The organism is Rheinheimera nanhaiensis E407-8 (genome assembly GCF_000296695.1).
GTDB classification, from domain to species: Bacteria; Pseudomonadota; Gammaproteobacteria; order Enterobacterales; family Alteromonadaceae; genus Alishewanella; species Alishewanella nanhaiensis.
In genome coordinates this window covers 15,355-28,566 of the sequence record NZ_BAFK01000024.1, presented here as the reverse complement: position 1 = coordinate 28,566, position 13,212 = coordinate 15,355, and the positions used below count along the sequence as shown (strand labels likewise).

The following is a 13,212-nucleotide window of genomic DNA, read 5'->3' as shown; positions in this document are numbered from 1 at the left end:
CTTACTGCTGGCGGTTGTTTTGCCGCTAAGCGGGTTAAATGGCACTTTTGCTCAACTAATAAGCTAACGCACCTGAGCCGTTAAAATATCTGTTGACTTAACATGGCAAAATCCGTTTAATACGACCCGCGTTGCCCAGATAGCTCAGTCGGTAGAGCAGCGGATTGAAAATCCGCGTGTCGGTGGTTCGATTCCGCCTCTGGGCACCATAAGTTTCGGTGCTAAGTTGTTGTAACCTATCAGACTTCAACAGCTTTTTCCACGTTGTCGCAGCCGCTTTAGCTCAGTTGGTAGAGCAACTGACTTGTAATCAGTAGGTCATCCGTTCGACTCGGATAAGCGGCACCATTTAGCGTCACTCAGTTTTGCCCAGATAGCTCAGTCGGTAGAGCAGCGGATTGAAAATCCGCGTGTCGGTGGTTCGATTCCGCCTCTGGGCACCATAATGTAAAACGCCAGCCTCGTGCTGGCGTTTTGCTTTTTCGCCTGCCGCATTTTTCAGACCAATAGCAGGGAAAACCTGCCGGGCAGAAATAGGCAAATTGCGGCATCTTTGTTAAGCTCAGGCCCGACATAACAACAATAATCCGAGGTCCTCTGCGATGAAACATCTGTTAAGTATTGTTGCTGTGTCTTTGCTGGCCGCTTGTGGCGGTGCACCAGAGACAGACAGTAATAACCAGGCAAATAACACCACCACTATGACGCAAGAAAAGAACGCCCCTATAAGCTACCCGCAAACGGCAAAAGGTGAGGTAGTGGACACTTACTTCGGCCAACAGGTTGCCGACCCTTACCGCTGGCTGGAAGATGATCGCAGCAGCGAAACCGAAGCCTGGGTTAAAGCGCAAAACCAGGTGACTTTTGATTATCTGGCACAAATTCCTTACCGCGGCGTGATCCGTGACAAGCTACAGCAATCATGGAACTTCGAACGGGTAGGCGCACCTTTTAAAGAAGGCAAATATCGATACTTCTACCGTAACGACGGCTTGCAAAACCAGTTTGTGCTGTATCGGTTAAAAGACGATGGCAGCAGTGAAGTGTTTTTAGACCCCAATACTTTCAGCCCGGATGGCACCACCTCGATGGCAGACATCAGCTTTTCCCGCGATGGCAGCCTGGCGGCTTACGCTATTTCTGAAGGTGGCAGTGACTGGCGTAAAGTGATTGTTATTGATGTGGAAACCAAGCAGCAAATTGGCGATACGCTGGTCGATATCAAATTCAGTGGTATCAGCTGGGTGGGTAATGACGGTTTCTTCTACTCAAGCTATGACAAGCCTGATGGCAGTGAGCTCTCTGCCATGACAGATCAGCATAAGCTGTATTACCACAAGCTGGGCACACCGCAGTCGGCCGATCAGGTGGTGTTTGGCGCCACTGAGGCTGAAAAACACCGCTATGTCGGCGCCACAGTAACCGATGATGACCGTTATTTACTGGTCTCAGCGGCGGTGTCTACCTCTGGCAACAAGTTGTTTGTTAAAGATCTGACTAAAGCCGACAGCAGCTTTGTCACCGTGGTGGACGATACCAGCTCTGATGTCGACTTACTGGATGCTGTGGGTGATAAATTGCTGTTGATTACCAACCGCGATGCACCCAACCGCAAAGTGGTGGTGGCCGATGCCGCCAAACCGCAGCCAGAGCACTGGCAAACCCTGATTGCTGAAACTGAACATGTGCTGCGCGCCAGCACGGCGGCAGGCGCTATTTTTGCTAACTACATTGTTGATGCCGTGGCGCAGGTGAAGCAGTTTGATTATGACGGCAAACTGGTACGCGAAATAAGCCTGCCGGGTGTGGGCAGCGTAGGCGGTTTTAGCGGCAAGAAAGATGACAGCGAGGTGTATTACAGCTTTGCCAATTACACTACGCCCAGCAGCATCTATCAATTTGCCCCGCAGACGGGGGAATCAAGCCTGTTTAATCAGCCGAAAACCCAGTTTGACCCGGCCAATTACACCTCTGAGCAGGTGTTTTACACCTCAAAAGACGGCACCCGGGTACCGATGATCATCAGCTACCGCAAAGATGTGAAACGCAACGGCGCAAACCCGGCCATTTTGTATGGCTATGGTGGCTTTAACATTAGCCTGACACCGTCTTTCAGCGTAGCCAATGCCGTGTGGATGGATTTAGGTGGTGTCTATGCGGTGGCCAATATCCGCGGCGGGGGGGAATACGGCAAAGCCTGGCACGCTGCCGGTACCCAGCTGAATAAGCAAAACGTGTTTGACGATTTTATTGCGGCGGCAGAGTATCTGCAAAAACAAGGCTACACCAGTAAAGATAAGTTAGCGCTGCGCGGTGGTTCAAACGGTGGCTTGCTGGTGGGGGCGGTAATGACCCAGCGGCCAGAGTTGTTCAAAGTGGCGATTCCGGCGGTGGGTGTACTGGATATGCTGCGTTACCACACCTTCACGGCGGGGGCCGGTTGGGCCTATGACTACGGCACCAGTGAGCAAAGCCCGGAGATGTTTAACTACTTACTGGGTTACTCACCGGTACATAATGTGAAGCAGGGCGTCACTTATCCGGCCACCATGATTACTACTGCCGATCATGATGACAGGGTAGTACCGGCGCACTCCTTTAAGTTTGCCGCTGAGCTGCAAGCCAAAGACAGTGGTGTAAACCCGCAGCTGATCCGTATTGATGTTAAAGCCGGCCACGGCGCAGGTATGCCGGTATCAATGCAAATTGACCAGGCTGCCGATGTGTTCAGCTTTGCGCTTTACAACATGGGTTACACTCAGCTGCCATAAGCGCTCTGTTAAACAATGAGCGTTATGCCGCTAACACACCCGCCAATTGGCGGGTGTGTTGTTTCTGTCAGGACAGTTGTAAAGTCATCGCCTTCGTTTTACACTGCGTGCCCTTTTTTAAAATGTCGTCGCCGGTTGCGGCGGTGTTGTAACAGCCGTTATGCTGTTAACAGACAAAGAATTCCAGTGTAGGAGCAGGACTATGGCAAAAAAAGCGGTGATCCTGGTATTAGACAGTTTTGGTATTGGTTATGCGCCCGATGCCGCCAAGTTTGGTGATGTTGGCGCTAACACCTTTGGCAGTATTGCTAAAGCCTTTAAAGCGGCGAAAGGCCGTCAGTTAGCGCTACCCAACCTGGCTGGTTTAGGTTTGGTAAAAGCTGCTAAAGCTGCAGCACAAGGTGTTGCAGCTGACGTGCAGGACGCGCAGCAGGTTGTTGGCGCCTATGGCTATGCCCGTGAGCTCAGTAGCGGCAAAGATACGCCCAGCGGCCACTGGGAAATTGCCGGTGTGCCGGTATTGTTTGACTGGGGCTACTTTCACGACAAAACCGACAGCTTTCCGCCGGCATTAATTGACGAGCTGTGCCGGCGCACCGGTGTGCCGGGTATTTTAGGCAATTGCCATGCCTCGGGGACCGATATTCTGGTGAAGCTTGGCGATGAGCACATTAGCACCGGCAAACCGATTTGTTACACCTCAGCTGACAGCGTGTTTCAGGTGGCGGCGCATGAGCAGCATTTTGGCCTGGAAAAACTGCTGCAGTTTTGTCAGGTAGCGCGTGAGCTGTTAGACGATTACAACATTGGCCGTGTTATTGCCCGGCCTTTTACCGGCGATAGCGCCCAAACCTATGCCCGCACCGGCAACCGCCGCGATTACTCGGTATTACCGCCAGCTCCGACGCTGTTGGATAAACTGACGGCGGCGGGTGGCACTGTAATCAGCATTGGCAAAATTGCCGATATTTATGCGCATCAGGGCATTAGCCAAACCCTTAAAGCCACTGGTCTGCCAGCCCTTGTTGACAGCACGCTGGCACAAATGGCACAGCAGAGCGACAACAGCCTGATCTTTACTAACCTGGTTGATTTTGACCAGAACTTTGGCCATCGGCGCGACCCTATTGGCTATGGTGAAGCGCTGGAGTATTTTGACAGCCGCTTAGCCGAGCTGATGGCAGCCTGCGACCCGGACACCTTATTGCTGCTTACGGCCGACCATGGCTGTGACCCCACCTGGCAGGGTACTGAGCACACGCGGGAATATATTCCGGTGCTGGCCTATAAGCCAGGTATGGCCGCCGCCGATTTGGGCGAGCGCATGAGCTTTGCCGATATAGGCCAGACGTTAGCCGATTACTTTGCGCTGGATGCCATGGCATACGGCGAGTCATTTATTGCACGTCTTAACTAACAGCATCACGAATTAACTAACAGCATATTTAAGAGAATTTTATGGCAACTCCGCATATTAACGCGCCAGAAGGCGCTTTTGCTCCCACAGTACTGATGCCGGGCGACCCGCTGCGCGCCAAGCATATAGCGGAAACCTTTTTAACCGACCCTGTTTGCGTAAACACCGTACGCAATATGTTTGGCTATACCGGTACTTATAAAGGGAAGCCGGTTAGCGTATTGGGCTCGGGCATGGGCGTGCCATCCATGTCTATTTATGCCACTGAGCTGGTAAAGTTTTACGGCGTAAAAAACATTATCCGTATCGGCTCTTGCGGTGCCTTACCGCTGGATGTCAAGGTGCGTGATGTGGTAATTGGTATGGGCGCCAGCACCGACTCCGGCGTAAACCGTAACCGGTTAGGCGGGCTGGATTTTGCCGCTATGGCCAGTTTTGAGTTACTCGAAAAAGCGGTTGCGGCGGCACGGGCGAAAAATATTAACGTCAAAGTCGGTAATGTGTTTACCTCTGATTTGTTTTATAACCCAAGCGAAACCTTGTTTGACACCCTGCAAAAATACGGTGTGCTGGCGGTAGAAATGGAAGCGGCAGGTTTATACGGTGTTGCTGCAGAGTACGGTATTAATGCGCTGGCTATTTTCACGGTCAGCGACCATATCCGTACCGGTGAAGCGTTAAGCGCTGAGTTGCGCCAGACCAGTTTTAACCAGATGGTTGAAGTGGCGCTTGGCTGTTTATAACCAGCGCTGTTTATAAACCGGTACTGTCTGTAACCGCTTTTAATTATTTTGCAGGACAACGTTATGTCATTATCAACCAATAAAATGTTTTACGTGTCGTGGGAGGCCTTTCACCGCGCCACCAAAGAGCTGGCACACCAGCTACTGGGGAAAAACTATACAGCTATTGTCGCGGTAAGCCGCGGCGGTCTGGTACCGGCGGCAATTTTAGCCCGCGAGCTGAATATCCGCGTGGTAGACAGTATCTGTGTCGCCAGCTATGAGCATGACAAGCAAGGCAGCTTACGTATTTTAAAAGATGCCAGTATCGAGGATTCTGAGCAGCTGCTGGTGGTGGATGATTTAGTCGACACCGGCGAAACCGCCAAAGCCCTGCGCGAGCATTTCCCTAAAGCCTGCTTTGTCACTGTGTATGCTAAGCCGCAAGGTAAACCGCTGGTTGATCACTATATTACCGATATTGAGCAGGATACCTGGATCCAACTGCCATGGGATATGGAACTGGCTTACAGTAAGCCGCTGGCCGACAAATAACAGACGATCGGGCCCGCAGCAGCGGGCCTTGTTTTTTTGAGGATTATCAATGACCAAGCATCAGCTAACACTGCACCTGCCAGACTGGATCGACGAGGTGGTGGACTGGGATAAAACCTATCGCAGTGATGAAGAGAAAATGGCCTTGGCGGTAGAGCTGTCCAGGCAGAATGTACTGCGCGGCAGCGGCGGCCCCTTTGGCAGTGCTATTTTTGCCATCGACAGCGGCAAGCTGCTCAGTGTCGGGGTAAACCGGGTCATGCCGCTGCATAACTCGACCGCTCATGGCGAAATGATGGCCATCATGCTGGCCGAACATAAATTGCAAAGCTTTAGTTTATCGGCCGATGGCGTTAAACGTGAACTGTTTACTTCTTGTGAGCCCTGCGCCATGTGCTTAGGCGGCACATTGTGGAGTGGCGTAAAGCGGCTGGTATGCGCCGCCACTGCTGATGATGCGCGCGCTATTGGCTTTGATGAAGGGCCGGTATACGACAGCAGCTACGCTTATTTGCAACAGGCCGGCATTGAGGTAGTGCGGCTGGTGTTACGTGATGAAGCCAAAGCGGTGCTGGATAATTACCTTAGCCGCGGCGGTACTATTTATAATGGCTAAACGATAACGGCTAAACTGCTGGTAACGGTTAACAAGTTATGACGGTTAAACAGGCTAACGGTTAAACAGCAGCACCCGGCAGGGCGGTAAAAGCGGTCTCAGTATTACTGGTACAGCTTTTGGGCGATATACAGCTGTTCTACCTTTGCTCTTGCCCAGGGCGTTTTGCGCAAAAACTTCAGGCTGCTTTTTACCGAGGGGTCTACTTTAAAGCAGTTAATGTCAATCAGTTTTGCCAGCGCCGGCCAGCCAAAATGCGCTACCAGTGCGGTAACTATCTGCTCCAGCGTGACACCGTGTAGCGGGTTGTTCGGTTGTGACATCTTGGTTTCCTTAATCAAGCTTAGTTGCTGCGCGGCAAAAAAAATAGCCACCCTAAGGTGGCTATTTTAGCAAAACTGGCGCTTATAAACGCTCTAACACCGCTGCAGTAAAGTCGGTGGTGCCAAAGCTGCCACCTAAATCCCGCGTAGTACGATCGCCGCTGGCAATAACATCGGCCAGGGCACTGCGGATTTTCTCCGCTTTATCCTGCATACCCAGATATTCCAGCATCTGAATAGAGGCCAGGATCACTGAGCTTGGGTTAGCCAGGTTTTTGCCGGCGATATCAGGGGCACTGCCGTGCACGGCTTCAAAAATGGCACAGTCGGCACCAATGTTGGCGCCAGGCGCCATGCCCAGGCCGCCGACTAAACCGGCACACAGGTCTGATAAAATATCACCAAACAGGTTGGTGGTGACAATAACATCGAACTGTTGCGGGTTCATCACCAGCTGCATACAGGTGTTATCGACAATCATTTCCTGCGCTTCAATATCCGGATAGTTGGCCGCGACTTCACGCGCTGTTTTCAAAAACAGGCCTGACGTTGATTTTAAAATATTGGCCTTGTGCACTATGGTGACTTTTTTGCGCTTTTCGCGCCGCGCCGTTTCAAACGCAAACTCGGCAATACGGCGAGCACCTTCTTTGGTGACAATGCTGGTGGCTTCGGCTACTAAACCGTCAGCTGATACCACCTGACCATGGCCAGAATACATGCCTTCGGTATTTTCGCGGATAGTTATAATGTCGATATTATCGTAACGCGCCTTGGTACCTTTAAACGAAATGACCGGCCGCACGTTGGCGTACAGGTTAAATTTCTTGCGCAGCGTTACGTTAATCGAGGTAAAGCCTTCACCCACCGGCGTAGTTAACGGGCCTTTTAAGGTAATTTTATTGCGGGCAATAGCGTCCAGTGTGGCCTGAGGCAGTAATTCACCGGTTTTTTCCAGCGCGGTTAGGCCGGCATCGACATATTCGTAGTCAAATTCACAACCGGCTTTTTCCAGTACCGCAATGGCGGCTTCAACAATGCTTGGGCCTATGCCGTCGCCTTTAATGACAGTAATTGTTTGCTTGCTCATGGGGATCCTTAGCTGTCGTAATTATGCAAAAAAATGGGCCTCTGGCGGGCCGGAAAACGGCGTGGAATATAGCATTTTTCGGCACATTCCGCCACTTAACCCCAGATTTAGCGCTATTTTCGCCGTTATACCCTGTATAAGTTTGCTGAATGTGGTAATAAAACTACAGTGTTAACAGAAGTACTTATGTTAAGGGGCGCGGCTGACGGCCTGATACTGGGCCGTGGCGTCATCGCCAATAGCCACTAAAAGGCGATTTTTAAACAGTAAGGCAGTGCATTCGTCAGCGGTGGTAATACCATCAGGGGCGCTGCGATGCGTGCGGTAATACAGCAACTGGTAAATCTGGTTATCGACTTTAACCGCTGCGGTAATGTCCGGGCTGCCCAACCGTTCGATAACCTGTTGCTGAGTAAGATTATCAGATAGCTGATAGCTACTGATCACTTTATGGTTAAACACCTCGCGATCTACCCAGCTCATCTGTTCAACGTCATCCGGGTAGTACAGCAGCACCAGTAATGTCAGTAAGGCGTACAGCGCCAGCGCGCCGATAAACACGGCAACTCTGTTGTGTCTAAGCCAGCTTACCAGTGGCTTGGGTTTTATGGTGTTATCAGACAGCGGCATGGTTAAGCCGCATCTGTTGCAGGTTCAGCCCCAGCTGAACATCGGTTTTCAGGCTTAAAATGTGCATAAAGATTTTAATCTGCTCTTTGTGCTGCAATATTTTTTCTTTCAGTTTTTTCGGGCAATCCGGGTGCTCCAGTGCATCGGTTAAGGTAGCGCCCAATGCCATTAAATCGTGTGCGCCTTTGGGGCCAATGCCCGCCACGCCGGGCACATTATTGGTGTTGTCTCCTACCAGGCTCCAGTAACGCACCAGTTGGTGGCTGGGCACGCCGAATTTTTGCTGCACCATAGGCTCGGTCAGGTACTGACGGGCAAAGGTGTCATAAATGTGTACCCCGCTTGAGAGTAGCGGCAAAAAACCTTTGTCGGTTGACACTATGGTCACGGTCTGGCCGTGCTGCGCAGCGCGACTGGCGGCAGAGGCAATCATATCATCGGCTTCAAACTCATCCCGTTGTATGCTGCTGATGCCAAGCTCCAGAGCCTCCAGTTGCAGCTTCGGCAGTGCATCAGCCAAAATCGCCGGCATCGGCTTGCGGTTGGCTTTGTATGGCGGATACAGTGTTTTACGCCAGACACTGTCGCGGCCATCAAACACCAGCAAAGCATGGCTGGGTTTAAGCTCCTGTACCAGACGCTGTAGCGCCTGGCGCAGCATGGCGGCGGTGTTAACAATGATCTGCTGTTTGGTGCTCTCTGCTACTTCATCTGGCAGCGGCAGGTAGGGCCGCTCCTGCACTGCGTATAAGCGGCGGATCAGGTTTAGCGCATCAATTAACAGCAAGTGTGCCATCAGCGAACTACCCGGTAGCAGGGTTCGTACTTGCTGCCAGGCAGCTTCATCCGGCCCTGATCGACAAAGGCCTGTAACAGGGTGTCCATCATTTGCATCAGTTTGGGCTCACCACTTAGCTGGAAGGGGCCATGCTGACGGATAGCTTTAATGCCTTCGTCTTTTACATTGCCTGCCACTATACCGGAAAACGCCCGGCGTAAATTAGCTGCCAGTGTTGCGCTGTCCTGGTTAAGGTGCAAGTCCAGTGCGGCCATATTCTGATGATTCGGGATAAAAGGCTGCTGAAAACCCGGCTCAATCTGTAATGTCCAGTTAAAGTGATAGGCATCGCCCACCGATTTGCGATAGTGGCGCACTTCGGCGGCACCAAGTTTCAGTTTACGTGCCACGGCCGGTGCATCATCAATAATGATATCGAACAGTTTCAGTGCTTGCTGCCCTAATGTTGCCTCGATAAAGCTGGCTATTTCACGGAAATAGGCTTCGCTTTGCTTGGGGCCGGTCAGTATTACCGGCAAGGTTTGCTGCTGATTGTCCTGATGCAGCATAATGCCCAGCAGATACAACAACTCTTCAGCGGTACCGGCGCCACCCGGGAACACGATAATGCCATGAGCAACACGCACGAAGGCTTCCAGCCGTTTTTCGATATCAGGCAGGATCACCAGCTCATTCACTATCGGGTTTGGCGGCTCGGCGGCAATAATACCCGGCTCTGTCAGGCCAAGATAACGGCCGGTAGCGCGGCGCTGTTTGTTGTGGCCAATGGTGGCACCTTTCATTGGGCCTTTCATCGCGCCCGGGCCGCAGCCGGTACAAATGTCCATACCGCGCAGGCCAAGCTCGTAGCCCACTTCTTTGGTGTACTTATATTCCACTTCGTTAATTGAATGGCCACCCCAGCACACAATCATGTTCGGCTCGTTGCGGGCATCAATGACGCGGGCATTGCGCAAAATATCAAATACGGTATGAGTAATATGGGCGCTGTTTTGCAGGTCAAGCCAGCTTTTGTTGCTTTGTAGCCTGCTGTGGTAAAACAAAATATCCCTAAGCACCGCGAATAAATGCTCGTGAATACCTTTAATGATTTGACCGTCGACAAAGGCGCTTTGCGGCGGATTAAACAATTCGATTTTAATACCGCGCTCACGGCTTAGCAGGTTAACGGCGAAATCCTGGTACTGCTCATAAATCTCGGCTGAGCTGTCGGTGTGGCTGCCCACGTTTAACACCGCCAGACAGCAATTACGAAATAGCCGGAAGGCTTCCTGCTGGGTGTTTTGTTTTAAGTGATCAACTTCCAGTTGCGATAGTAAATCCATCGACCCTAGCGGGTTTAGTTGCACATGCATGTGCGCTCCTTAGTTAACTTGATCGGGGATACATCAGCGGCCTTTTTTCAGCACCACCTTATCACGGCCAGCTTTTTTCGCTTCATATAAGGCCTCGTCAGCACGATCAAACGCCGCGCGGCCTGAGTCGGACGCTTGCAATTGAGTGGCGCCAAACGAAATGGAGATAGGCACACTGACATTTTTGAATTTAAACGGAATTTTCTTTATTTCTTCTCTAAGTGCATTTAACGGCAGTTCCAGCGCTGACAATTCGGTTTCCGGGAATAACAGCACAAACTCTTCGCCACCGTAACGGGCAATAAAGTCGGTTTCACGCAGGTTCAGCTTCAGTGTTTTGGCGATCACTTTCAGCGTTTTATCACCGGCGCTATGGCCATAGTTGTCATTAATACTCTTAAAATGGTCGACATCGCCCAGCACCACACACAATGGCTTTTTGTAGCGCTGCCAACGCTGCATTTCAAGCGCGTAACGCTCATCAAAAGCGGCACGGTTGGGTATTTCGGTCAGCGCGTCCTGCAGGCTGCGGAAGTTCTGATCAGAAATGCGCTTTTTAAAGGTTTTCGCATCGCTTTCCAGCTCATCGAGTCGTCGCTCCATGTCACCCAGTGTCAGCAGTAACTGATGGCGCTCTTGCTGTTCAAGCTGATCTTTCTCCCGCAATGAACCGGTAATAACCGACAAACGCTCGCTGACCAGGGTTTTTAGTTGCTCCAGCGAAGTAGCTTTTTGGCTGGCCTGGCCTAAATGCTCAATTTGCTGCTCTATCTGTTGGTTCAGCCGCTGCATTTTTTGCTTTAGTTCAGCGGAGTCATTCAGTGACGACACCACCGCCTGCTGCACGCTGGATAAGGCGTCATTCAGTTTTAGCAGGAAGCTTTCCGCCGATTGCCGTTCGCGGTTAATGCTGGTGATAATAATACTGATGGTTTTCAGGCAGGCTTCCAGCAGGGCATCTATTGGCAATTTATCCAGCAAGCTTAAGCGGATTTTATCCATCTCAGCGGCGCTGTCTTCAGCAAAGGCCAGTTCACTGAGTAAATTAGTCAGCTCAACACTGATTTGCCGGCAAATGTGACTGTAACGGTCTTCGTCGCCGTTATCGTCCTGCGCTAGCTGTTGCTTGGCCTGCAGCGCATGTTGATACAGCTTGGTCAGATCTGTCAGGTGCGGTAAAAATGCATGCACAGTGGCAGAGGGTTGTTCAACTTTACCCAACAGTTCGCGTAATTCGCGCCGCAGTTTATCCGGCAAGCCTTTTTGCTGTTGCAGTAACTTGCCGGCTTCCGTTAAGCCTTGCTGTACTTTGTGCACATCGGTTTGCTGTTTGGCTTCCAACAACTTTAAGTTTTCACTGGTGCCCTCAATAAAAGGCAACAGTTTTTCCAAATCGGTACCACGGTTTAACTCGGTGCGCAGCTTGGCCAGGCGATTATCCAGATCGACATCAACCCCTTTGCAGGCTAACGATAGCCGGGATACAAACAGCGCCAGAATTTTAAACTGTGCTTCATAGGTGTCTTCCAGCGCTTTACGCGCTTTTAGGGCATTACTCAGTTGCTGTTTAGTGTCGTCCTGCAAGGTGATCACCTTAGAGCTCGTGTTAAATCCATGTTTAGACTTAAGTATATCGACAATCGCGCTAAATGCGATCACTGATTAGGCAGAAAAGTGGCCGGGATAAAAAACAGCGGACCAAAAAGGTCCGCCGGGGTAGGGAATATCGTTATAACTGGTTGCTGTTACAGGCTGTTATTTCTTACACAGATAGTAAGGTAACCAGGATGCTTCTTCAGCAGAGGTCAGATATTGCATAATCAGCAGTCCTTGTTGGTACGTCAGTCTGACAGTCCATCTGGCAGACGCTGCATATTTAAGCAAAAAATGCCGGTTTTTGAAAGTGTATTGGTAAGTTTTCTTTTCTACTTTCAGTTTTGATAGGGATGAATTTATCAATGACAATAGTAAATGTTTTTAACTTTTTGATTTAATAGATTTTGTGTGTTTTGGCGGTTTGCGAGGTATTGAAACCGCCGTGAGAAGTTTACCAGTTTGCTAACGAGGTTGTTACTGACGGCTTAAGCGGATGGCCGGTGGGTTGCAGGGCTCGCTGGCACGCCAGGGGTTAATATCCAGACCGCCGCGACGGGTGTAGCGGGCGTACACGGCTAAAAATTCAGGCTGGCAACGCTGCCAGATGTCGGTAAAAATGCGCTCAACGCACTGCTCGTGAAACTCATTATGGCTGCGAAAGCTAATCAGGTAGCGCAGCAGGCTGGCATGGTCTATCGCCGCGCCGCGGTAATGGATAAACACGCTGGCCCAATCTGGCTGCGAGGTAATAAGACAATTTGATTTCAGCAAATGCGAATTCAGCTTTTCTTCTACTTTGTCACCGCCAGGCTGCAATTGCAGTAAAGCGGCATCGTATTGATATTGCGTAATCTCAATATCCAAATCGTCAATACAGCGGCCTGGGATCCAGGTAGGTTGAAACGCCATAATTTCGTTGACGTTATGCAAGCTGACTTTTACCGGCTTACCGGCACAGGCAGATAAATCGCGCTGCAGGTGCTGGTACACCTGACCTAAGTCAGCAAAACGGCTTTGGTTAAAACTGTTTAAATACAGCTTAAATGACTTAGACTCAATCAGGTTAGCCGAGTCAAACGGCACCACAAAAGTCGCCAGTGCTACCATGGGTTTGCCTTTGGCATTAAGCCAGGATAACTCGTAACCGTGCCAGATATCCTGGCCGCAAAACGGCAGCGCCGCAGCATCCAGGCCAATATCGTCACGGCCTAAACTGCGCGGTACCGCCTGCAATAAGCTGGCGTCGTACTGATCGGCATAGGCGGTTACTTTACCCAGGCTTAGCCCGGCGAGCGCATCTGCATGGCCTTTGATCATCTCTGTTGCTGTCATCCCAAC

General features: G+C 50.9%; 12 protein-coding genes and 3 tRNA genes. 8 read left to right on the top strand and 7 right to left on the bottom strand.

Going from position 1 to position 13,212, the window contains the following annotated elements; translation table 11 throughout:
- The first annotated feature begins 133 nt into the window (after nucleotides 1-133).
- The 8 genes from RNAN_RS15950 to RNAN_RS15915 all read left to right on the top strand — a co-directional run bounded on the left by RNAN_RS15950 (nucleotide 134) and on the right by RNAN_RS15915 (nucleotide 6,081).
- Nucleotides 134-209, top strand: a tRNA-Phe gene (locus RNAN_RS15950).
- 63 nt (nucleotides 210-272) lie between these two features.
- Nucleotides 273-348 (top strand) — tRNA-Thr (locus RNAN_RS15945).
- Between the two features lie 19 nt (nucleotides 349-367).
- Nucleotides 368-443: transfer RNA gene (locus tag RNAN_RS15940), tRNA-Phe, on the top strand.
- 159 nt (nucleotides 444-602) lie between these two features.
- Entirely contained in the window at nucleotides 603-2,771 is a 2,169-nt protein-coding gene (locus RNAN_RS15935) for a prolyl oligopeptidase family serine peptidase (protein ID WP_008223663.1), read from the top strand.
- Nucleotides 2,772-2,973: 202 nt separating this feature from the next.
- Nucleotides 2,974-4,188: a phosphopentomutase gene (locus tag RNAN_RS15930; protein WP_008223662.1), complete on the top strand. Its 1,215-nt coding sequence runs from the start codon at nucleotides 2,974-2,976 to the stop codon at nucleotides 4,186-4,188.
- Nucleotides 4,189-4,229: 41 nt separating this feature from the next.
- Complete coding sequence (gene deoD, locus RNAN_RS15925; RefSeq protein WP_008223661.1) at nucleotides 4,230-4,931, top strand: purine-nucleoside phosphorylase; 702 nt, start codon at nucleotides 4,230-4,232, stop codon at nucleotides 4,929-4,931.
- A 63-nt stretch (nucleotides 4,932-4,994) separates the two neighbouring features.
- Nucleotides 4,995-5,465 carry a xanthine phosphoribosyltransferase gene (gpt, locus tag RNAN_RS15920; RefSeq protein ID WP_008223659.1) on the top strand — a complete coding sequence of 157 codons (471 nt, stop codon included), beginning with the start codon at nucleotides 4,995-4,997 and terminating at the stop codon, nucleotides 5,463-5,465.
- Nucleotides 5,466-5,514: 49 nt separating this feature from the next.
- Entirely contained in the window at nucleotides 5,515-6,081 is a 567-nt protein-coding gene (locus tag RNAN_RS15915) for a nucleoside deaminase (protein WP_008223658.1), read from the top strand.
- A 104-nt stretch (nucleotides 6,082-6,185) separates the two neighbouring features.
- Here RNAN_RS15915 and RNAN_RS15910 read toward each other — a convergent pair whose 3' ends face one another.
- The 7 genes from RNAN_RS15910 to queF all read right to left on the bottom strand — a co-directional run bounded on the left by RNAN_RS15910 (nucleotide 6,186) and on the right by queF (nucleotide 13,206).
- On the bottom strand, nucleotides 6,186-6,404 hold the full coding sequence (locus RNAN_RS15910; protein WP_008223657.1) for a VF530 family protein: 219 nt from the start codon (nucleotides 6,402-6,404) through the stop codon (nucleotides 6,186-6,188).
- Nucleotides 6,405-6,486: 82 nt separating this feature from the next.
- Nucleotides 6,487-7,494, bottom strand: a complete 1,008-nt coding sequence (locus RNAN_RS15905) for an isocitrate dehydrogenase (protein WP_008223656.1) — start codon at nucleotides 7,492-7,494, stop codon at nucleotides 6,487-6,489.
- Between the two features lie 189 nt (nucleotides 7,495-7,683).
- Nucleotides 7,684-8,124, bottom strand: a complete 441-nt coding sequence (locus tag RNAN_RS15900) for a DUF3192 domain-containing protein (protein ID WP_008223655.1) — start codon at nucleotides 8,122-8,124, stop codon at nucleotides 7,684-7,686.
- Nucleotides 8,111-8,920: a flap endonuclease Xni gene (xni, locus tag RNAN_RS15895; RefSeq protein WP_008223654.1), complete on the bottom strand. Its 810-nt coding sequence runs from the start codon at nucleotides 8,918-8,920 to the stop codon at nucleotides 8,111-8,113. The genes RNAN_RS15900 and xni overlap by 14 nt, the downstream gene beginning before the upstream one ends.
- Nucleotides 8,920-10,278, bottom strand: a complete 1,359-nt coding sequence (ppnN, locus tag RNAN_RS15890; RefSeq protein WP_008223653.1) for a nucleotide 5'-monophosphate nucleosidase PpnN — start codon at nucleotides 10,276-10,278, stop codon at nucleotides 8,920-8,922. The genes xni and ppnN overlap by 1 nt, the downstream gene beginning before the upstream one ends.
- Before the next feature lie 33 nt (nucleotides 10,279-10,311).
- Nucleotides 10,312-11,871 (bottom strand): GGDEF domain-containing protein, encoded by a 1,560-nt coding sequence (locus tag RNAN_RS15885; RefSeq protein ID WP_148275766.1) that lies wholly within the window; start codon nucleotides 11,869-11,871, stop codon nucleotides 10,312-10,314.
- A 477-nt stretch (nucleotides 11,872-12,348) separates the two neighbouring features.
- Nucleotides 12,349-13,206, bottom strand: coding sequence for an NADPH-dependent 7-cyano-7-deazaguanine reductase QueF (gene queF / locus RNAN_RS15880; protein WP_008223646.1), 858 nt, complete (start codon nucleotides 13,204-13,206; stop codon nucleotides 12,349-12,351).
- Nucleotides 13,207-13,212: the final 6 nt, after the last annotated feature.

Coding starts and splice junctions, on each gene's coding strand:
- RNAN_RS15930 (WP_008223662.1), top strand. CDS start 2,974: ATGGCAAAAAAAGCGGTGATCCTGGTATTAGACAGTTTTGGTATTGGT.
- RNAN_RS15910 (WP_008223657.1), bottom strand. CDS start 6,404: ATGTCACAACCGAACAACCCGCTACACGGTGTCACGCTGGAGCAGATA.
- RNAN_RS15900 (WP_008223655.1), bottom strand. CDS start 8,124: ATGCCGCTGTCTGATAACACCATAAAACCCAAGCCACTGGTAAGCTGG.
- RNAN_RS15935 (WP_008223663.1), top strand. CDS start 603: ATGAAACATCTGTTAAGTATTGTTGCTGTGTCTTTGCTGGCCGCTTGT.
- xni (WP_008223654.1), bottom strand. CDS start 8,920: ATGGCACACTTGCTGTTAATTGATGCGCTAAACCTGATCCGCCGCTTA.
- deoD (WP_008223661.1), top strand. CDS start 4,230: ATGGCAACTCCGCATATTAACGCGCCAGAAGGCGCTTTTGCTCCCACA.
- RNAN_RS15915 (WP_008223658.1), top strand. CDS start 5,515: ATGACCAAGCATCAGCTAACACTGCACCTGCCAGACTGGATCGACGAG.
- gpt (WP_008223659.1), top strand. CDS start 4,995: ATGTCATTATCAACCAATAAAATGTTTTACGTGTCGTGGGAGGCCTTT.
- ppnN (WP_008223653.1), bottom strand. CDS start 10,278: ATGCATGTGCAACTAAACCCGCTAGGGTCGATGGATTTACTATCGCAA.
- queF (WP_008223646.1), bottom strand. CDS start 13,206: ATGACAGCAACAGAGATGATCAAAGGCCATGCAGATGCGCTCGCCGGG.
- RNAN_RS15905 (WP_008223656.1), bottom strand. CDS start 7,494: ATGAGCAAGCAAACAATTACTGTCATTAAAGGCGACGGCATAGGCCCA.